Source organism: Pseudomonas helvetica (assembly GCF_039908645.1).
In the GTDB taxonomy this organism is placed as follows: domain Bacteria; phylum Pseudomonadota; class Gammaproteobacteria; order Pseudomonadales; family Pseudomonadaceae; genus Aquipseudomonas; species Aquipseudomonas helvetica.
Window position 1 is genome coordinate 2,321,057 of sequence record NZ_CP150917.1, and the last position, 18,833, is coordinate 2,339,889.

19 protein-coding genes and 1 tRNA gene are annotated in these 18,833 nt (G+C 59.3%); 9 read left to right on the forward strand and 11 right to left on the reverse strand.

Annotation, left to right across the window (positions count from 1 at the left end):
• Nucleotides 1-29: 29 nt before the first annotated feature.
• Complete coding sequence (locus AABM55_RS10615; RefSeq protein ID WP_347929521.1) at nt 30-566, reverse strand: demethoxyubiquinone hydroxylase family protein; 537 nt, start codon at nt 564-566, stop codon at nt 30-32.
• 209 nt (nt 567-775) lie between these two features.
• On the opposite strand from AABM55_RS10615, the gene AABM55_RS10620 reads away from it, so the two are divergent.
• The 3 genes from AABM55_RS10620 (at nt 776) to AABM55_RS10630 (ending at nt 4,166) form a co-directional block, all read left to right on the forward strand.
• Entirely contained in the window at nt 776-2,347 is a 1,572-nt protein-coding gene (locus tag AABM55_RS10620; RefSeq protein ID WP_347929522.1) for a diguanylate cyclase, read from the forward strand.
• Nucleotides 2,348-2,412: 65 nt separating this feature from the next.
• Nucleotides 2,413-3,312, forward strand: a complete 900-nt coding sequence (gene bla, locus AABM55_RS10625) for a class A beta-lactamase (RefSeq protein WP_347929523.1) — start codon at nt 2,413-2,415, stop codon at nt 3,310-3,312.
• A 14-nt stretch (nt 3,313-3,326) separates the two neighbouring features.
• The gene (locus tag AABM55_RS10630; RefSeq protein WP_347929524.1) at nt 3,327-4,166 is read left to right on the forward strand and encodes an arylamine N-acetyltransferase; all 840 of its coding nucleotides are present in this window, start codon (nt 3,327-3,329) and stop codon (nt 4,164-4,166) included.
• 8 nt (nt 4,167-4,174) lie between these two features.
• Here AABM55_RS10630 and AABM55_RS10635 read toward each other — a convergent pair whose 3' ends face one another.
• Together AABM55_RS10635 and AABM55_RS10640 are read right to left on the reverse strand one after the other, a co-directional pair.
• On the reverse strand, nt 4,175-4,555 hold the full coding sequence (locus tag AABM55_RS10635) for a BrnA antitoxin family protein (protein ID WP_054596596.1): 381 nt from the start codon (nt 4,553-4,555) through the stop codon (nt 4,175-4,177).
• Between the two features lie 3 nt (nt 4,556-4,558).
• Complete coding sequence (locus AABM55_RS10640; protein ID WP_103319215.1) at nt 4,559-4,840, reverse strand: BrnT family toxin; 282 nt, start codon at nt 4,838-4,840, stop codon at nt 4,559-4,561.
• A 223-nt stretch (nt 4,841-5,063) separates the two neighbouring features.
• Here AABM55_RS10640 and AABM55_RS10645 point away from each other — a divergent pair, with 223 nt between their 5' ends.
• Nucleotides 5,064-6,584 carry a nucleobase:cation symporter-2 family protein gene (locus AABM55_RS10645; RefSeq protein ID WP_347929525.1) on the forward strand — a complete coding sequence of 507 codons (1,521 nt, stop codon included), beginning with the start codon at nt 5,064-5,066 and terminating at the stop codon, nt 6,582-6,584.
• 134 nt (nt 6,585-6,718) lie between these two features.
• Here the strand turns inward: AABM55_RS10645 and AABM55_RS10650 are convergent, their stop codons facing one another.
• From AABM55_RS10650 to AABM55_RS10660, 3 genes are read right to left on the reverse strand one after another with little or no spacing between them, the layout of a single operon-like run.
• Nucleotides 6,719-7,231, reverse strand: coding sequence for an NUDIX hydrolase (locus tag AABM55_RS10650; RefSeq protein ID WP_347929526.1), 513 nt, complete (start codon nt 7,229-7,231; stop codon nt 6,719-6,721).
• An 8-nt stretch (nt 7,232-7,239) separates the two neighbouring features.
• Nucleotides 7,240-7,947 (reverse strand): NUDIX hydrolase, encoded by a 708-nt coding sequence (locus AABM55_RS10655; protein WP_347929527.1) that lies wholly within the window; start codon nt 7,945-7,947, stop codon nt 7,240-7,242.
• Between the two features lies 1 nt (nt 7,948).
• On the reverse strand, nt 7,949-8,494 hold the full coding sequence (locus tag AABM55_RS10660) for an adenylyltransferase/cytidyltransferase family protein (protein ID WP_054596601.1): 546 nt from the start codon (nt 8,492-8,494) through the stop codon (nt 7,949-7,951).
• A 190-nt stretch (nt 8,495-8,684) separates the two neighbouring features.
• Between AABM55_RS10660 and AABM55_RS10665 the strand changes: the two genes are divergently transcribed.
• From AABM55_RS10665 to nadE, 3 genes are read left to right on the forward strand one after another with little or no spacing between them, the layout of a single operon-like run.
• Nucleotides 8,685-9,332 carry an isochorismatase family protein gene (locus AABM55_RS10665; RefSeq protein ID WP_347929528.1) on the forward strand — a complete coding sequence of 216 codons (648 nt, stop codon included), beginning with the start codon at nt 8,685-8,687 and terminating at the stop codon, nt 9,330-9,332.
• 10 nt (nt 9,333-9,342) lie between these two features.
• Nucleotides 9,343-10,572, forward strand: a complete 1,230-nt coding sequence (pncB, locus tag AABM55_RS10670; protein WP_347929529.1) for a nicotinate phosphoribosyltransferase — start codon at nt 9,343-9,345, stop codon at nt 10,570-10,572.
• Nucleotide 10,573: 1 nt separating this feature from the next.
• Nucleotides 10,574-11,404, forward strand: a complete 831-nt coding sequence (gene nadE, locus AABM55_RS10675; RefSeq protein WP_347929530.1) for an ammonia-dependent NAD(+) synthetase — start codon at nt 10,574-10,576, stop codon at nt 11,402-11,404.
• A gap of 111 nt (nt 11,405-11,515) precedes the next feature.
• On the opposite strand, the gene AABM55_RS10680 is transcribed toward nadE, so the two are convergent.
• A tRNA-Asn gene (locus AABM55_RS10680) sits at nt 11,516-11,591 on the reverse strand.
• 253 nt (nt 11,592-11,844) lie between these two features.
• Here AABM55_RS10680 and AABM55_RS10685 point away from each other — a divergent pair.
• Complete coding sequence (locus tag AABM55_RS10685; protein ID WP_347929531.1) at nt 11,845-12,078, forward strand: hypothetical protein; 234 nt, start codon at nt 11,845-11,847, stop codon at nt 12,076-12,078.
• A gap of 6 nt (nt 12,079-12,084) precedes the next feature.
• On the opposite strand, the gene AABM55_RS10690 is transcribed toward AABM55_RS10685, so the two are convergent.
• Both AABM55_RS10690 and AABM55_RS10695 read right to left on the reverse strand, forming a co-directional pair.
• The gene (locus tag AABM55_RS10690) at nt 12,085-12,294 is read right to left on the reverse strand and encodes a hypothetical protein (RefSeq protein ID WP_054596606.1); all 210 of its coding nucleotides are present in this window, start codon (nt 12,292-12,294) and stop codon (nt 12,085-12,087) included.
• Between the two features lie 207 nt (nt 12,295-12,501).
• On the reverse strand, nt 12,502-13,698 hold the full coding sequence (locus tag AABM55_RS10695) for an amino acid aminotransferase (protein ID WP_103319199.1): 1,197 nt from the start codon (nt 13,696-13,698) through the stop codon (nt 12,502-12,504).
• 349 nt (nt 13,699-14,047) lie between these two features.
• On the opposite strand from AABM55_RS10695, the gene uvrB reads away from it, so the two are divergent.
• On the forward strand, nt 14,048-16,063 hold the full coding sequence (uvrB, locus tag AABM55_RS10700) for an excinuclease ABC subunit UvrB (RefSeq protein ID WP_019692689.1): 2,016 nt from the start codon (nt 14,048-14,050) through the stop codon (nt 16,061-16,063).
• A gap of 169 nt (nt 16,064-16,232) precedes the next feature.
• Here the strand turns inward: uvrB and AABM55_RS10705 are convergent, their stop codons facing one another.
• Together AABM55_RS10705 and AABM55_RS10710 are read right to left on the reverse strand one after the other, a co-directional pair.
• A complete protein-coding gene (locus tag AABM55_RS10705) occupies nt 16,233-17,723 on the reverse strand; it encodes an MDR family MFS transporter (RefSeq protein ID WP_347930016.1) in 1,491 nt (496 codons plus the stop codon).
• Nucleotides 17,724-17,772: 49 nt separating this feature from the next.
• Nucleotides 17,773-18,819: an HlyD family secretion protein gene (locus AABM55_RS10710; protein ID WP_347929532.1), complete on the reverse strand. Its 1,047-nt coding sequence runs from the start codon at nt 18,817-18,819 to the stop codon at nt 17,773-17,775.
• Nucleotides 18,820-18,833: the final 14 nt, after the last annotated feature.

Sequence of the window (18,833 nt, forward strand, 5' to 3'; positions counted from 1 at the left end):
ATGGATTGGCTTCTTAGGGAGCCCTTGTTTTACCGCATCCCAAACCGAATAACACCCTCCGTAAACAAACTGATTATCCATCTGAACGGCCCATACAACAGCGCGCTGCCGCCCTCGACTCGACCGGTATCGCGGTGGTTTTCCTCATCTTCCAGAATCGACTGGACCGTTTCATAGGCCGCCAGGTCGTTCCGGCTTTCAAGGTAGGAGAGCTGGTTTTTCAAATGGCTCACCACGACCGATTCCACGGCCCAGGTGCAGGCCATGACGCCGCTTTTGCCGAGCAGTGCCGAGATAAAACCCATGAACCAGCCCCCGGCACCACAGAGCCAGTAGCTCTTGCACTTGATGCCGTTGCGGCGCTGTATCTCTTCCCAAAACCGGTTCATGTGACGTTTTTCGTCTTCCATGAAGCTTTCCAGAAGAGGCACGTAGTCTTTGCGTAGCAGGCGCGATACAAAGATCTGCGATCGGTAAATGTTGATAGCGCCGAATTCCCCGGCGTGGTTCACCTTGAGAATTTTTCTGGCGGTGTCCAGCGATGCCGTGCTGTCTTTATATTTCATCGAGCGTGGACACTCACAGGGCGGTTTTGGTGGGAAGCATTGGCGTTTCAAACGAGCATCAACAAATGCGTTGAACATTACAGGAGAAAACAAGAAGCGGGGTTATGACTCGCACCACAATTGCTCCTCATCACCCCTGTAGGCTAAGCTCCCCCGCCATTAAGGGATCTGGGCTTTTGCTCATGCCTTACCCTTCAAGGATGACGCTTTTGCCTACCCCCATTCACGACCCTCATTACACCCCCGGCGGCCCTCTTAAACGCTTGCCGCTGCGCAAGGCTGCGATGATGTTTGTTGCAGCGGTCTGCCTGTGTTTGTGTGGTTTGCTTTACCTGCAACTGGAACAGTCCCGGCGCTACGATTTGTCGTTGGCTGAGGTGGCGTCGTCGAACCTGACGCGGGCGATGGCGCAGCAGGCGCAGGACACGTTTCTGAGCGCGGACCTGGTGATGACCAGCCTGGTCGACTGGATACAGGCAGAGGGTTTTGGCGTAATGCAAAACCCGCGGCTGCAACAGATCTTCGCACGTCGGGTGCAGGCGCTCGAGCAGTTACACGGGCTGTTTCTGTTCGATAAAAACGGCCAGTGGGTGGTGACATCGTTTGATGACTTGCCGCGTCGCGGAGGTGTGGCCGATCGCGACTACTTCAAGTTCCATCAGCAGAATCCTACCTTGCTCGCGCACATTGGGCCGGCGATTCGTAGCCGGCAGAATGGCGAGTGGATCATTCCGATTTCCCGGCGGATAAACGACCCGCATGGCGAGTTCCAGGGCGTGCTGCTGGCCGGGATCAAGCTGTCGTACTTCGATCAGTTCTTCAAGAGCTTCAGCCTCGATGACAATGGCGTGATGTTTCTGGCGTTGTCGGACGGTACGCTGCTGGCCAGGCGACCGTTCGAGGAAGCGCGAATAGGCGAGTCGCTGGCACATGGGGATATTTTCCAGAAGTACCTGCCCCATGCCAGTTTCGGCAATGGGATGATCCGTTCGGTGGTGGATAACGTGATCCGGCTGTATGGCTATCGTCAGCTGGACGCCTACCCGCTGGTGGTTGCCGCGGCGACCCCGAAGGAGACGATTCTTCGGGGCTGGTACGCCAACGCCTATCAATCCAGCGTCGTCGTCGCCCTGGTGGTGCTCGGAGTGGGTTTGTTCGGTTGGGTATTTGTGCTGCAGGTTCGCAATGGTGAGCTTATCGAGGCGGATTTGCGGACTGCGCAAGAGCAGCTGGAAGTGATCGCGACTCACGATAGCCTGACCGGGTTGGCGAATCGTCGGCTGTTCGAGCGGGCGCTGGACATCGAATTTGCACGGGGTGCCCGCCAACAGAGTTCGTTGAGCCTGATCATGCTCGATATCGATTTTTTCAAACGTTACAACGATGCCTACGGTCATGTGGCGGGGGATCAGTGCCTGGCGGAAGTGGCGCGCGCGGTAAACAGTTGTTGTCTGCGCAAATCCGACCTGGCGGTGCGTTATGGCGGTGAAGAGTTTGCGGTGCTGTTGCCCGACACGGACATTCACGGCGCCTTTACGATTGCCGAGCAGATCCGCCACAGTCTCAAGGACAAGCACATCATCCATTCAGGCGCGCCTTCGGGGCATCTGACGGTGAGCCTGGGCTGTTATGCGTTTGTGCCCAAAGACGGGGATAGCATCGAAATGTTTATCGAGCGGGCAGACGCGGCGTTGTATCAGGCGAAAAACTTGGGTCGAAACCGCACGGTGGTGATGTCGATGGAAGGAAATCCTGAAGTGGTCGTGCATCCAGAAGTCTGATGAAAGGGCGGGGCGCGGTTGCACAGTGGACCCGCCTGTAATGTTTGTTTTTTATGAGGCACCACATGAAGTATTCACCTTCGCGACGTTCATTGTTGAAGGCAGGTCTGACACTGCCATTGATCACACTGGTCGTTCCGGCCTGGGCTAACGCTTCGGCTGCGGATAAACCGCTGGCCGAGTTGTACAAGAAACTTGCCGAGTTGGAGAACAGTGCGAAAGGTCGATTGGGCGTTGCCTTGATCAACACTGCCAATGGTCACGAGATTCAGTATCGGGGCGGTGAGCGTTTTCCGTTCTGCAGTACTTTCAAGTTGATGTTGGCCGCAGCGGTGTTGCACAAAAGCATGGCTGAGCCGGGGTTGCTGGAAAAGCATATTGCCTATGCTGAAGCCGACCTGCTGTCTTACGCCCCCATCGCCAAACAGAATCTGAAACAGGGCATGAGCGTTGCGCAGCTGTGCGGCGCCACCTTGCAATACAGCGATAACACTGCCGCCAACTTGTTGATCAAGGAGATGGGTGGAGTGGCAGCGGTTAACCAGTTCGCCAAAGGCCTGGGTGATCCGGCGTTCCGGCTTGATCGCCGGGAGCCGGAGCTGAATACGGCGATTCCTGATGATCAGCGTGATACCACGACACCGGCTGCGATGGCCGCCAGTGTGCAGAAAGTGGTGCTGGGTGATGCGTTGGCAACGCCACAGCGCGAGCAGTTGGTGACCTGGCTCAAGGGCAACACCACTGGCGATGCGAGCATTCGGGCCGGCACACCGACGGGTTGGATCGTCGGCGATAAAACCGGTAGCGGCGACTACGGCACCACAAACGATGTGGCGGTGCTTTGGCCACAGACAGGCGCACCCGTGGTGCTCGCGGTTTACTTCACCCAACATCAAAAAGACGCCGAAGCACGTCGTGATGTTCTGGCGTCTGCCACCCGTTTGGTGATGGCGCACGCGTCCTGAGCAAGGAGTCATTGATGATTCAGGCTGAACTATCGAACGTTGACCTCTACCTGAAACGCCTCGGTTATGACACGCCGCCGTCGCCCACGCTCGACACCCTTCGCGAGTTGCAGTCGCGTCATACCGCAACGTTCCCTTTTGAAACCCTGTCGACGATGTTGTGGGTTCCGGTGCCCATCGACCTGCCTTCGGTCGAGCGCAAAGTCCTGCACGAGGGGCGAGGCGGTTACTGTTACGAGCTGAACAACATGTTCCTCGCCCTGCTTCAGCAACTGGGGTTCGAAGCCCGAGGGATCAGCGGGCGGGTGGTGATGGGTGGCCCCGAGGACGCGTTGACCGCGCGTACTCACCGCTTGAGCCTGGTCACCCTGGACGGGGTTCGTTACATCACGGATGTCGGCTTTGGCGGCATGGTGCCCACGGCGCCGCTGCGCCTTGATACTGAAGAGGAGCAGCCGACCGGCCATGAGCCGTACCGCATCGTTCGCAAGGACAGCAGCTACGCTTTGCGTGCGAAGGTCGCGGGGGAGTGGCGGCCGATGTACGTGTTCGATCTGCAGGTTCAGTCAGACATCGACTATCAGATCGGCAATTGGTATGTCTCGACCCACCCCGACTCTCCGTTTCGAGGGCAATTGAAGGTGGCGCGCACCGGGCCAGGGATGCGCCGCACGCTCAACAACGGTAGTTATGCGATTCACCGGATGGGCCAGGAGAGCGAGCGCCGGCAGCTCACGAATGCTGATGAAGTGATTGCGGTGCTGGAGCGCGAGTTCGACATTCGCCTGCCGCAGCATCCAGAGTTGAGGCAGGTGCTGGCGCAACTGGTCAGCTCAAGCGAAAGACCTGACTGAGCGCTGCGTCAGGCATGGTTCAGTGTTCGAGTCGCTTTGGGTTTTGCCTTCGGGCTGTGCTCGGCTTCGAGCATCCGGTTGATTTCACTGGCTGCCACACTCAACGTCTGCTCCAGTGATTTCAGTTCAGCAGCGGTAATTCCCTTCTTCAGGTGTTTGATGCCTGCGTCAATGGCGGAGGCAGGCGTCGGACCCTGACCTTTTGCGTTCAGCAAGGCTTGGCGCAAGGTATTGTTGATCACGGTCTGATAGCCATATCCCGCACTCTCTGCGAGCTCGCGTGCTGCCTCTATCACGGCGTCATCGAGCATGATGGTGATGCGGGTCTTGCCTTTACTGGCGGCAACCGGCCCACGTTTGGCGCTGCTGAAGTCGTATTCTTCTTTCATGGTTCAAGCCTCCAGGTATTGGCGGCGCTCATTGTGGGTGGCGATGCGAGCAGAAATGATTCGAACGAAGTTCGGATCGCGGTAGGTGTAGACAACCACCAGTACCCGGCCCACAGCATCCTTACCCATAACGATCCACCGTTGCTCATCATGGTCGCTGTCCGGGAGCGTCAGGGCATTGTTGTCGTAGAACACCGGTTCTGTGTCGGCGAGACTGATGCCCTTGTGCTTCCTTTTGTTTGCAGCGTTTTTTACTTCGTCGTACTGAATGTCGAACGCTTTCATTATGCATACTTTATATGTATAAAAAAGGCAGCGAGTGAACCGTTGATCGCTGAAGAGACTTGAAGGTTAGTCGTCGTGGGGGAGGGGCCGAGGGAAGAACTATTTCAAGGTTTTGATGTGGGACTGCAAATACCGGTCGGCAAACTGTATACAACTCTATAGACATTTGTCTTGAGTATTGAATACAGTGTGCGCATAACAAAAACCAGGGAACCCCCTCACGATGAAAACGCCCTCTGTTTCACACCAGCGGCCTGAGGATGAAAACCTCGGGGTCGGCGCGAATATGGCTTACGGCCTGCAACACGTTCTGACCATGTATGGCGGTATCGTTGCGGTACCACTGATCATCGGCCAGGCGGCCGGGCTTTCTCCGGCCGACATCGGTTTGTTGATTGCGGCGTCACTGTTTGCGGGGGGCTTGGCGACATTGCTGCAAACCCTCGGATTACCGTTTTTCGGCTGTCAGTTGCCGCTGGTTCAGGGCGTTTCGTTCTCGGGTGTCGCGACCATGGTGGCGATTGTCGGCAGCGGTGGTGAGGGCGGTTTTCAGTCGATTCTGGGGGCGGTGGTCGCCGCCTCGCTGATCGGGCTGCTGATCACGCCGGTGTTCTCTCGAATTACCAAGTTCTTCCCGCCGTTGGTCACCGGTATCGTGATTACCACCATCGGCCTGACGCTGATGCCGGTGGCAGCGCGCTGGGCCATGGGCGGTAACAGTCACGCCGAGAGCTTCGGCAGCATGGCGAACATCGGGCTGGCGGCATTGACGCTGGCACTGGTGCTGATGTTGAGCAAGATCGGCAGCGCCACGATCTCCCGCTTGTCGATTCTGTTGGCCATGGTGATCGGTACGGTGATTGCGGTGTTCCTTGGCATGGCCGACTTTTCGACGGTGACTCAGGGGCCGATGTTTGGCTTCCCGGCACCGTTCCACTTCGGCATGCCGACCTTCCACTTCGCAGCGATCCTGTCGATGTGCATTGTGATCATGGTGACGCTGGTGGAAACCTCTGCGGACATTCTGGCGGTCGGTGAAATCATTGGCACCAAGGTTGATTCCAGGCGTCTGGGCAATGGGCTGCGGGCTGACATGCTGTCGAGCATGATCGCGCCGATCTTTGGCTCCTTCACCCAAAGTGCCTTTGCCCAGAACGTCGGGCTGGTGGCGGTGACCGGGATCAAGAGCCGCTATGTGGTGGCCACCGGCGGGGTGTTCCTGGTGGTGCTCGGGCTGTTGCCGGTGATGGGGCGCGTGATCGCCGCTGTGCCGACATCCGTCCTCGGTGGTGCCGGTATCGTGCTGTTTGGCACCGTGGCGGCGAGTGGTATACGTACGCTGTCCAAGGTCGATTACCGCAACAACGTGAACCTGATCATCGTCGCCACTTCCATCGGCTTCGGCATGATCCCCATCGCCGCTCCCAACTTCTACGATCACTTCCCTAGCTGGTTTGCGACCATCTTCCATTCCGGCATCAGCTCGTCGGCGATCATGGCGATCGCACTCAACCTGACCTTCAACCACTTCACCACCGGTAACTCGGACCAGCAGTCGGTCTTTGCTGCCGGCACCGAACGGACCTTGCGTTTCCAGGATCTGGCGGCGTTGCGCGAAGGGGATTACTTCAGTCGCGGCAAGCTGCACGACTGCGACGGTAACGAAGTCCCGGTGGTGGTGGATTCATCCCACGGCCCGACGGAGCATCATGCGGAGCATGCCAAAAGCAGTGAGCATGTCTGACGACACTGTGCAGAGCGGCGCCTGACCGACGACGCGCTCACAATCGATAAACAGAAGGGCAGAAGGGATCGCATCCCTTCTGCCCTTTTTGCATGGCGCATTCCGACTGACAGTCGACAAGTCGCAGTGGAGGGCTAGGGACGACTGGCCTCGCTGGCGATCAGCATCATTGCCGCCGAGAGCGTGTGGCCATCGGTGATCTGGCCGGCGGTGATCATGGCCATCAGTTCCTGGCGGGTGATGAACAAAAGATCATCCACCTCGCCATCGGTTGTGTCGGTGGCTTGTGTATCGAGGTAGACCTGGCACACCGCAACCGCACTGGCAATCAGCGATGTGTTGCTGTGCAGCAAACCCAACTCCTTGACCTTCAGCGCCTGCCAGCCCGTTTCCTCCAGCAGCTCGCGGGCCGCCGCGTCGCAGGCGGTTTCGTTCTCGTCGATGGCGCCCCGCGGGAACTCGATGGACATCCCGCCAATGGCCCGGCGCTTGAGGTTGACCAGCATCAACCGGCCGTCTTCAAGGGTCGGTACGGCCACCACGCCGTTGATAGCCCGGGCTTCCTTGATGATGAAGTAGCCGTTCTCGCGGACCACGTTGAAGTATGGGGTTTCCAGCAGGCACTGGGATTCGGTGACAGGCTTCATGCGCGGTATTACTCCAGAAAGCAGCGATCGAAAAGGTAGAGGTTGGCGGGTTTGAGGTTTTCCACCGTGGCTTGCGGGCGGCCGCCGTCGCCGCTTTTCTTGCGCCCGGTCTCTTGCAGGTGGCCGGCCTCGATCATCTTCAGCAGGCGCTGGCGGATGCTGGTCTTGAGCACCGGTCGTTCAAGCACCAGGGAGAATATGCTCACCGCTTCAGGCGCGCTGAATTCGTTGCCGAGGAACATCAACGGCAGGCTGCTGTACAACGACTTGGAGAACAGGCGCTCCTGCACCGAGGCCACCAGGCTGTTGTGATCGAAGGGCAGTCTGGTCGAGGCTTCGGCCACGTCTTTGAGCGGGAAAAATCCCTGGTGTTCGGCCGGCTGGACCGCATCGCTGACGATGGCGAGGTAGAAGGTCGACGACGACCAGCAACGCGGATCGCGGAACGCGTCGCCGACCGTGCCGACCTGCTCGATCCAGGCCAGCGGCATGCCGACTTTTTTCGAGGCGCGCAGGCGCTCCACGGCGTCGTTCAGCGTGAGGTCTTCGACCCCGCCATTGACCACGATCCCGGGGAGTGCCCAGTGGCCGGCGAACGGTTCGGTTTCGCGTCGGTTCAGGAGGATTTCCAGCGCCTTGGTTTCCCGGCAATAGCGCAGCACACAAAGGTCGATGGTGTGCAGGTAAGCGCTTGGAGGGGGGATGCGGTCTGGCATGTCAGCTTCCGTGGGCAGCGTAGAGGTCATAGTTTACCGGATCCATGCCGGGTGCCATCCAGTGGGTGGGCAGCGACTCGCCCAAGGCCAGCCGTTCGCGCAGCACCGTACTGCGCACATGGATTTGTTCCTCGACGCAGATGATGGAAAAGCGCTCCAGCAACTCCGGGCCGCGATAGAAGGTTGGCAGCAGGTCAGCCACATCCTGGCCGACCACCAGGGCGATCTGTTTACCGTCCATGGCCAGGCTGTCGGCGAGATGAGCGAGCAGGGTGTAGCTGTAGATCGGACCTTCGACGCCGCGCGCCACGATCTGTTCGACCCGGCTGGCACGCACTTCCGCGCAGCAAAGCGGCTGTACGTGCTCGACGATCGATTCCAGCCAGTTCAGGCGCAGTTCATAGTCGGCCATTCGTTTGCCGTAAGGGTGCCTGAAGCTGGGGGCCACCAGCAAACGCCTGGCCTGGCATGAGGCTTCGATCATCACCTGGGCGTGCCCGGCGTGAGGAGGGTTGAAGGCGCCGCCGTAGAGGGCTATTTCATACATGGCTGATCTCCCTGTTAGTACATGACGTGTACCTTATCACCGAATCCGTTCAGACGAAACCATCTCCCATTGCTCACATGCATACAGATAATGGGCGGGATTCTTCGCGGTAAAAATATTTTCATGGTCGGGTATTGCAACGAAAGTACATGACGTGTACTTTTTGATCCATGCAAAGGAGAGACCCGACATGACCAGCCAGACCCTGAAAACCGCTTCCTTCGATGTTGATGCGCAAAAGAGCTTCACGCCGTTGTGCCCTGATGAGCTGCCCGTTGCGGGCGGCGAGCAGATCGGTAGCGAGCTGAACTTCATGGCCACCCTGGCCAGCCTGCGTGTCGGCAGCAAGGACGCTCATACGGCTCAGGCCCCGTGGGTGGTGGCCGAGCACTCGCAAATGTTCCAGTCGACCGGCCTCGAACACGCCGATATCACTTGGGTCAGCCACTGTGTCCCTGGCACTGAAGGCTTCACCTTGCTGGACGAGTTGCCGACCCCGTACGACTACGACTACTTCGTCTGGAAGGGTGTCGAGCCGGACCTGCACCCTTACGGCGCCTGCTACCACGACCTGCACGGCAAGCTCTCCACCGGCGTGATCGAGTTCCTGAACAGCCAGGGTGTGAAGCGGGTCATCGTCGGAGGCCTGGCGCTGGACTTCTGCGTCAAGACCACCGCCTTGCAACTGGCCGCTGCCGGTTTCAAGGTGATCATCCACTTGCCGGCCTGCCGGGCCATTAGTGAAGAGGGCGCCACTCAAGCCATTCAAGACATGCAACAAGCGGGAATCTCGGTGACCGCGACCCGCGAAGAAACCGCCAGTCTGGCAAGCGCATAAGGAAGAAAACATGGAAAGTGCATTCGATAGCAGCAACGGCGTCATCCAGAGTCTTCTGGATACCGACTACTACACCTTCACCATGATGCAGGCGGTGCTGCACCAGCACCCGAACGTCGAGGTGGAATACCAGTTCATCGTGCGCTCGAAAGAGCGGCTCGGGCACCTGATCCCGGACATTCGCGATGAGCTGGAGAAGCTCGCTGGCCTGCAGTTGCGCGAAGGTGAGCAGCGGTTTCTGTTCAATAAGCGTTTCCGTGAATACCTGACACCGGACTTTGAACAGTTCCTCGGTCTGTTTCGCTTCAACCTGCGCTACATCCACGTGTCGGAAGTCGACGGCCAACTGCACATCCGCGTCCGTGGTCCGATGTTGCACTGCATCATGTTCGAGCAGCCGGTGCTGGCGATGGTCAGTGAACTGCGCAACCGCGAGAAGTATCCGGAAGTCGAGCTGGCCGACGTGACCCGCAAGCTGTACCAGAAGTTCGAATGGCTGGAAAAAAACGCCAGCCGCGAAGAGCTCGCCGAGTTTCGCGTTTCGGACTTCTCCACCCGCCGGCGCCTGTCGTTCAGGGCCCAGCGCGAAGTGGTCAACGTCATGCGCAGTGACTTCCCCGGGGTGTTCGTCGGTACCAGCAATGCTCACCTGGCCTACGAGTTCGACCTGCCGCTGATCGGCACCATGGCCCACCAATGGCTGATGGTTCACCAGCAACTCGGGCGGTTGCGCGAGAGCCAGAACGCCGCACTGGAAAACTGGGTGCGCGAGTACCGTGGCAGGCTGGGGATTGCGCTCACCGACTGCATCAGCACCGACTTCTTCCTCAAGGATTTCGACCTGTACTTCGCCAAGCTCTATGACGGCCTGCGTCAGGATTCCGGTGACCCGATCGTCTGGGCCGACAAGGTGCTGGGGTGTTACAAGGAACTGGGTATCGATCCAAGAACCAAGGACCTGATGTTCTCCGACGGCCTCAACTTCGAGAAGTGCCTGCCAATCCTGCGCCATGTGCGTGGCAAGGCCAGATTCGGTTTCGGCATGGGCACCAGCCTGGCTTGCGATGTCGAGGGCGTCGAGCCGCTGAGCATCGTCATGAAGCTGGTGCGGGTGCATGGCGAGCCGGTGGTGAAGTTCTCCGACGACCCGATCAAGAACGTCTGTGAAGACGCTTCGTTCCTGCGCTACGCGGCCCAGGTATTCAACGTCAGCCTGATCAATCCACAACTGGGAGCCTGATATGACTATGCAGCAGCAAGAGCGCATTGCCCGGGAACTGGGCATCGACCGGCAACTCGCCCGGGGTGGCGAGGCCGCTGAAATCGTCCGTCGTGTCGATTTCATTAAGCAGGTGCTGCGCGAGTCGGGCTGCAAGGCCCTGGTGCTCGGTATCAGTGGCGGCGTCGACTCCCTGACTGCCGGCCGCCTGTGCCAGCTGGCGGTGGAGCAGTTGCGGGCCGAGGATCATGAGGCGCGCTTTATCGCCGTGCGCCTGCCGTACAAGACCCAGGCCGATGAGCGTGACGCCCAGGCCTCCCTGGACTTCATCCGCCCGGACCTGATCACCACCAGCAACATCGCCGACTGTGTCGACGGCCTGATGGCCAATATCGCCATCGATGGCTTGCAGCCTTCGGCCGAACTCACCGACTTTGCCAAAGGCAACGTCAAGGCCCGGGCGCGGATGCTGGCGCAATACGCCATCGCCAACTTCTGCAACGGATTGGTGGTCGGTACCGATCATGGTGCGGAAGCGCTGATGGGTTTCTTCACCAAATTCGGCGACGGCGCCTGCGATCTGGCGCCGCTGTCCGGGTTGATCAAAAGCCAGGTGCGGTTGCTGGCCGACGCCCTGGGCGCGCCGACGCATCTGGTGCGCAAGGCGCCGACCGCCGACCTGGAAGACCTGGCACCGGGCAAGCTGGATGAGGCGGCGTATGGTTGCAGTTACGAGGAAATCGATGCGTATCTGATGGGCGAAGCGGTGTCGCAGCAGGCGCAGCAGATCATCGAAAGCGCCTACATCAAAACCGCTCACAAACGCGAACTGCCTCGTGTCCCCCGGCCATAGACGTTGAAGCTGCCGCAGGTTCGGGCCGCGTTCGGACGATCTTTTGATTTTCCATCAGCCACAAAAAAGCCCCTGAATCTTTCGATTCAGGGGCTTTTCGATAGTGCTGTCTGGCTCCACGACCTGGACTCGAACCAGGGACCCAGTGATTAACAGTCACTTGCTCTACCAACTGAGCTATCGCGGAATGCGCCGTATGTTACTGATTAAAAAGGACAAGTCAAGCATCAATTGCTCGAATGGCAGATTTTCAGGTGGGCGGTGATGATTCTTCAGGCGAGGAGGGCGTTGTCAGCCATTGGCGGTTACCAGAATCGTCGCGGAGGTCTACCATGGCCCCCCGGAAGTGGTTTCACGCGCTGCCGGCCCTCAGCCGAAAAGGTACGCGTCATGACTCACCAACCACTGCTCACGTCGTCAATGCTGCGCGAGGTGTTCGTATGAGCATTGCTCAGATCAGCCTGCCAAAAGGCGTCGGGCCGCATGCCGAGAAACTCTTCGATGCAATCGCTCAGGCGAGCACCGCTGATGAGTTGAATCGCGCTGGCGGCAAGGCTGAAGGGTTTGTGCTGGGGCTGGAAAGCACCAAGGCGATCAAAAGCCAGGTTGCCGAATCGCTGTATGTGGCTTATGACGACGCCGCCAGTCAGCGTTCGAGCGAACTGGCGGGCTGATCGACCTTAACCGCCGAAGGTGAAGGTGCCGAGCAGGAACTTGGCGTACAGCGACGTGGCGGCCAGTTGCACCAGCCACAGGGCCAGGCCGCCAAGAAAGACGCCCAAGGCAACTTGCCACACCAGCCCGCTGCTGCGTTTGGTCTGGTTGCGTGGCACAAAGCGGTCCAGGTCCAGGTCGTCATCGCGGTCAGCGCGTAAGTCATCGTTTTTCATAAGATCTCTCAATAGGTGAAATGCGCGGTTTCTCGGGTGTACACGCTGATGTAGGAGCTGCCGCAGGTTCGGGCCGCGTTCGGACGATCTTTTCAGGTCGACACCGATGTATCAGTTTAGAGCCCATAGCCTGCGCATTCAGAATTATCTGCTCGCCAACGAAAAGGGGAAGCCAAACGGCTTCCCCTTTTCTATCGCGCGTGTGGCTTAGATCACCTGAGCGATGGCCTTGGTCACTACGTCGATGTTGCTCTGGTTCAGCGTGGCAACGCAGATGCGGCCGGTGTCCAGGGCGTAGATGCCGAACTCGTTACGCAGACGGGTCACTTGCTCAACCGTCAGGCCCGAGTACGAGAACATGCCGCGTTGACGGCCGACGAAGCTGAAGTCCTGGTGAGGCGCGTTTTTCGCCAGCAGATCGACCATCTGCTGGCGCATGCCGCGAATGCGCAGACGCATTTCAGCCAGTTCCTGTTCCCATTGGGCGCGCAGTTCAGGGCTGTTCAGTACGGCCGCAACGATCGCTGCACCGTGGGTCGGCGGGTTGGAGTAGTTGGTGCGGATCACGCGTTTGACTTGCGACAGCACGCGAGCGCTTTCTTCTTTCGATTCGCTGACGATCGACAGTGCGCCAACACGTTCACCGTACAGCGAGAACGATTTGGAGAACGAGCTGGAAACGAAGAAGTTCAGGCCCGACTCGGCGAACAGGCGCACGGCAGCGGCGTCTTCGTCGATACCGTCGCCAAAGCCCTGATAGGCCATGTCGAGGAACGGCACGTGGTTTTTCGCCTTGATCACGTCCAGCACGTTGTTCCAGTCTGCCGGGCTCAGGTCGACGCCAGTCGGGTTGTGGCAGCAGGCGTGCAGCACAACGATGGAGCCAGCCGGCAGGGCGTTCAGGTCTTCCAGCAGGCCGGCGCGGTTCACGTCGTGAGTCGCGGCGTCGTAGTAGCGATAGTTCTGAACCGGGAAGCCGGCGGTTTCGAACAGCGCGCGGTGGTTTTCCCAGCTTGGGTCGCTGATCGCAACGACGGCGTTCGGCAGCAGTTGCTTGAGGAAGTCAGCGCCGATTTTCAGTGCGCCGGTACCGCCGACGGACTGGGCGGTGACAACCCGGCCAGCGGCAAGCAGTGGCGAGTCTTTACCGAACAGCAGCTTTTGCACGGCCTGGTCGTAGGCGGCGATACCGTCGATCGGCAGGTAGCCACGGGAAGCGTGTTGAGCAGCGCGAATCGTCTCGGCTTCGACAACGGCTCGCAGGAGTGGAATTCGCCCCTCCTCGTTGCAGTAAACACCGACCCCCAGGTTGACCTTATTGGTACGGGTGTCAGCGTTGAATGCTTCGTTGAGGCCCAGGATTGGATCGCGTGGTGCCATTTCGACAGCGGAGAAGAGGCTCATTATTGCGGCGGCTCTGAATGAAATGTGGAGGGACGTGTGGCGCTCCAGCCGAATGCACTAGAGCGGTGCACAAACGGGGAGCTAGTATAGAGGCCTACACCGGGCGCGGCGACAGGCGTTTCCGCTTTTCGGGCAGGTTTTTTCGGATTATTTTTTGTTCGTTAGCCTTATTGTCATGTCAATGGCTTAGGGGCATGTAGGACGTTTGCCTTGAAACTAGAGGTATTCGGCACCACATCAACGGTTATCATGATTTTTCCCTGCGACATTCGTCGTGAGCGACCTTCACCGTTCTGGCACGCCCGCCAGCGCCGGAGTGCGTCGCTCCTTGGAAACCAATAGGTACGATATGTCTGAATTCCAGCTAGTCACCCGCTTCGAGCCCGCCGGCGATCAGCCGGAAGCCATCCGTCTGATGGTCGAGGGCATCGAGGCCGGGCTGGCGCACCAGACGTTGCTTGGTGTGACCGGTTCGGGCAAGACCTTCAGTATCGCCAACGTGATCGCCCAGGTGCAGCGACCGACGCTGGTGCTGGCGCCGAACAAGACGCTGGCGGCGCAACTGTATGGCGAGTTCAAGGCGTTCTTCCCGAACAACGCGGTGGAGTACTTCGTTTCCTACTACGACTACTACCAGCCCGAAGCCTACGTGCCGTCGTCCGATACCTTCATTGAGAAAGACGCCTCGATCAACGATCACATCGAGCAGATGCGACTGTCGGCGACCAAAGCGTTGCTGGAGCGCAAGGACGCGATCATCGTCACCACGGTCTCGTGCATCTACGGTTTGGGCAGCCCGGAAACCTATCTGAAAATGGTGCTGCACGTCGATCGTGGCGACAAGCTCGATCAGCGCGCCTTGCTGCGCCGTTTGGCTGACCTGCAATACACCCGCAATGACATGGATTTTGCTCGCGCGACCTTCCGCGTGCGCGGTGACGTGATTGATATCCACCCGGCGGAATCCGATTTTGAAGCGATCCGTATTGAGCTCTTCGATGATGAAGTGGAGAAGATTTCCGCTTTCGATCCGCTCACCGGCGAAGTGATTCGCCAGCTGCCGCGTTTCACCTTCTATCCGAAAAGCCACTATGTAACGCCGCGAGAAACCCTGCTGGGAGCCATCGAAGGGATCAAGGTCGAGCTGCAGGAGCGCCTGGAATACCTGCGCTCCAACAATAAACTGGTGGAGGCCCAGCGGCTGGAGCAGCGCACCCGTTTTGACCTGGAGATGATTCTGGAGCTGGGTTACTGCAACGGTATCGAAAACTACTCGCGCTACCTCTCGGGTCGAGAGTCGGGTGAGCCGCCTCCCACCTTGTTTGACTATCTGCCCGCCGATGCCTTGCTGGTGATCGACGAATCCCACGTCAGCGTGCCGCAGGTTGGCGCGATGTATAAGGGCGACCGTTCGCGTAAAGAGACGCTGGTCGAATACGGTTTCCGGCTGCCCTCGGCGCTGGACAACCGGCCGATGCGTTTTGATGAATGGGAAAGCATCAGTCCACAGACGATTTTCGTCTCGGCCACCCCAGGTAACTACGAGGCGGAACACGCCGGTCGGGTGATCGAGCAGCTGGTGCGGCCGACCGGTCTGGTCGATCCGCAAATCGAGATTCGTCCAGCACTGACTCAGGTCGACGACTTGCTCTCGGAAATCACCAAGCGTGTGGCGCTGGAGGAGCGGGTGTTGGTCACTACGTTGACCAAGCGCATGTCCGAAGACTTGACCGACTACCTCGCCGACCACGGTGTGCGGGTGCGTTATCTGCACTCGGACATTGATACGGTGGAGCGGGTCGAGATCATCCGCGATTTGCGTCTGGGCACCTTCGATGTGCTGGTAGGGATCAACCTGCTGCGTGAAGGCCTGGACATGCCGGAAGTGTCGCTGGTGGCGATTCTCGATGCCGACAAGGAGGGCTTCCTGCGCTCCGAGCGTTCGCTGATCCAGACCATCGGTCGCGCGGCGCGGAACCTCAATGGCCGGGCGATTCTGTATGCCGACCGGATCACCGGGTCGATGGAGCGGGCGATTGGCGAGACCGAGCGCCGTCGCGACAAGCAAATCGCTTTCAACCTGGCCAATGGCATCACCCCCAAAGGCGTGTTCAAGGACGTTGCCGACATCATGGAAGGCGCGACCGTGCCGGGTTCGCGCAGCAAGAAGCGCAAAGGCATGGCCAAGGCTGCCGAGGAAAGTGCCCGCTACGAAAACGAGCTGCGTTCGCCGAGCGAAATCGCCAAACGCATTCGTCAGTTGGAAGAAAAAATGTACCAGCTCGCCCGCGACCTGGAGTTCGAAGCAGCCGCGCAGACACGCGACGAAATCACCAAGATGCGCGAGCGGTTGTTGACTGTCTGATGATCGTGCGCGGTCCCTGTGGCGAGGGAGCTTGCTCCCGCTCGGCCGCGAAGCGGTCGTAATCCGGCAATCGCGCTCCATCTGAATACTCGCGGCGGCTGATTTCAGGGTCGCTTCGCAACCCAACGGGAGCAAGCTCCCTCGCCACAGGTGCGTGCATGTCTCAGGCTTAGTGCGCTTCGCCAGCCTTCAGGCCGGGCGGCAGCGCCTTGGTCAGCAGGATCGCCAGCATGCTCACCCCCAGCGCAATCCCGACAAAGTGAAACGCATCGTTGTAGGCCATGATCAAGGCCTGCTGATGGGTGATTTCGCTGAGTTTGCCCAGCGCCGCCGTTTCGCTGCCAAATCGATCGATCATGCTCGCCATGCGCTCGGCGACCTGCGGGTTGGTCGGCACGATCGACTCGCGTAAATAATCGAAGTAGGTCTTGGTTCGGGCATCCAGCAGGGTGGCGAGCAGGGCGATGCCAATCGCGCCGCCGAGGTTGCGCAAGATGTTGAACAGGCTCGACGCGGAGCCTGCATCCTGCGGCAGGATGTAGGCGGTGGCGATCAGCGAAATAGTCACCATGATCAGCGGCTGGCCCAGCGCGCGGACGAGCTGGATCTGATTGAACTGTGGTCCGGCGAAGTCGGGGTTGAGCGCGCCCGAAAGAATACTCGCCAAGCCAAACAGGCCAAAGCCGAGCGTGCACAGCCACTTTGGTGAAACGAACTTCATCAGTTTCGGCACCAGCGGAATCAGGAACAACTGCGGTACGCCCATCCACATGATCACTTCGCCGATCTGCAAGGCGTTGTAGCTCTGGATCTGCGCCAGGTACAGCGGCAGCAGATAAATCGAACCATAAAGCCCCACGCCCATGCCCAGGCTGGAAATGCTCGATAAGCCGAAGTTGCGGTTGCGCAAGATGCCCAGATTGATCAGCGGATTGGGCTTGGACACTTGCACGATCACAAAGGTGATCAGGCTCAACAGGGCGATGCAACCCAGCGTCACGATCAGGTTCGATTCCAGCCAGTCCTTGCGATGGCCTTCCTCGAGAAACACCTGTAAGCACCCGAGGCCAACACCCAGCGTGAGAATGCCCATGTAGTCGGTGCTTTTGAGCAATTCCCAGTGGGCTGCTTTCTTCTCCAGGCCATACATGAGGCCGGCGATCATGATCAGCCCTGGCGGAATGTTGATGTAGAAGATGTACTTCCAGCCCCAGTTTTCCGTCAGCCAGCCGCCGAGGGTCGGGCCGATAGAGGGCGCGAAGGTCGCGGTCATGGCGAACATCGCCATGCCTTTGGCACGATGGTGTTCGGGGAGTTTGATCAGTGTCAGGGTGAACGCCAGCGGGATCAGTGCGCCGCCAGTGAAGCCCTGCAAGGCGCGAAACACGATCATGCTCTCCAGGCTCCAGGCCATCGAGCAGAGCAGCGAGGCGGCCAGAAAGCCCAGCGAAACCCACACCGCCAGGCGTCGTGCCGAGAGCAGTTGCACCAGCCACGCGGTGAGCGGAATCATGATGATTTCCGCCACCAGGTATGACGTGGAAATCCATGAGCCTTCTTCCAGGGTCGCTGACAGCGCGCCTTGAATGTCCTTGAGCGAGGCGTTGGTGATCTGGATGTCGAGCACCGCCATGAAGGCGCCGAGCATCACGCTCATCACCGCAATCCAGTCCCTCCTGGTCGGTTCGCCGACCGGGCGGATCAGTTGATCACCGGCCATTGCCAAGGTCTTTGATGTTGACTTTGACGGTGACCGACATGCCCGGGCGGATCTTGCCGTGCAGCGGGTTGTCGGCAGCAAACGTCAGTTTCACCGGAATCCGTTGCACCACTTTGGTGAAGTTGCCGGTGGCATTGTCCGGTGGCAGCAGGCTGAACTGCGCGCCCGAGGCGGCGAACAGGCTGTCGACCCGGGCTTCGATCGGTGTGTCGCTGTAGGCATCGAAGGTCAGTTCGGCTTTCTGGCCGGGCTGCATATGACCAATCTGGGTTTCCTTGAAGTTGGCCTGAATCCAGATGTCCTGGTCCGGGACAATCGACAGCAGGTAAGCGCCAGCCTGTACGTATTGGCCATTGCGGGCGGCACGCTGGCCGATCAGGCCGCTGATCGGTGCGTGGATTTCGCTGCGGGTCAGGTTCAGTCGGGCCTGCGCCAGATCGGCTTTGGCGTTGGCGATCTGCGCGTCCAGGCGCTTGATCTCGGCCGTCAAGGCGTTGACCTGTTGACGCTGGCCCTGGGCGTCAGCCTGGGCCTTGGCGACTTGCGAGCGAGCGATGCGGTTGTCGGCGGAGAGGGTGGTCACCCGTTCTTCCGAGACATAGCCCGGTTTGCGCAGGGTTTGCGCGCGTGACAAATCGATTTGCGAGCGGCCGAGGGTGGCCTGGCTGGCAGCGACCTGAGCTTCGCTGGCGGCGATCAGGCTGGCTTGTTGGGTCAGTTTGCTCTGGGCTTGCAGGCGCTCGGCTTCGCGGGTGGCGAGGGTCGCGTTGGCGCGGTCGACGGCGAGATGGAAGTCATCGCCTTCGAGTTTGATCAACAGTTGGCCTTTTTCGACGTGCTGGTTGTCCTGTACCAGCACTTCCTCAATGCGCGCGCCCAACTGGCTGGAGACACGGGTGATTTCACCCTGGACATAAGCGTTATCGGTGCTTTCGTAAAACCGTCCCTTGAAGAACCATTCAGCGAAGAAGCCCCCGGCAACCAGCAGGACGATCAGCAGGAAAGTGAACAGGCGACGCTTGAGTTGGGCAGGCATGAGCAGACTGTAGT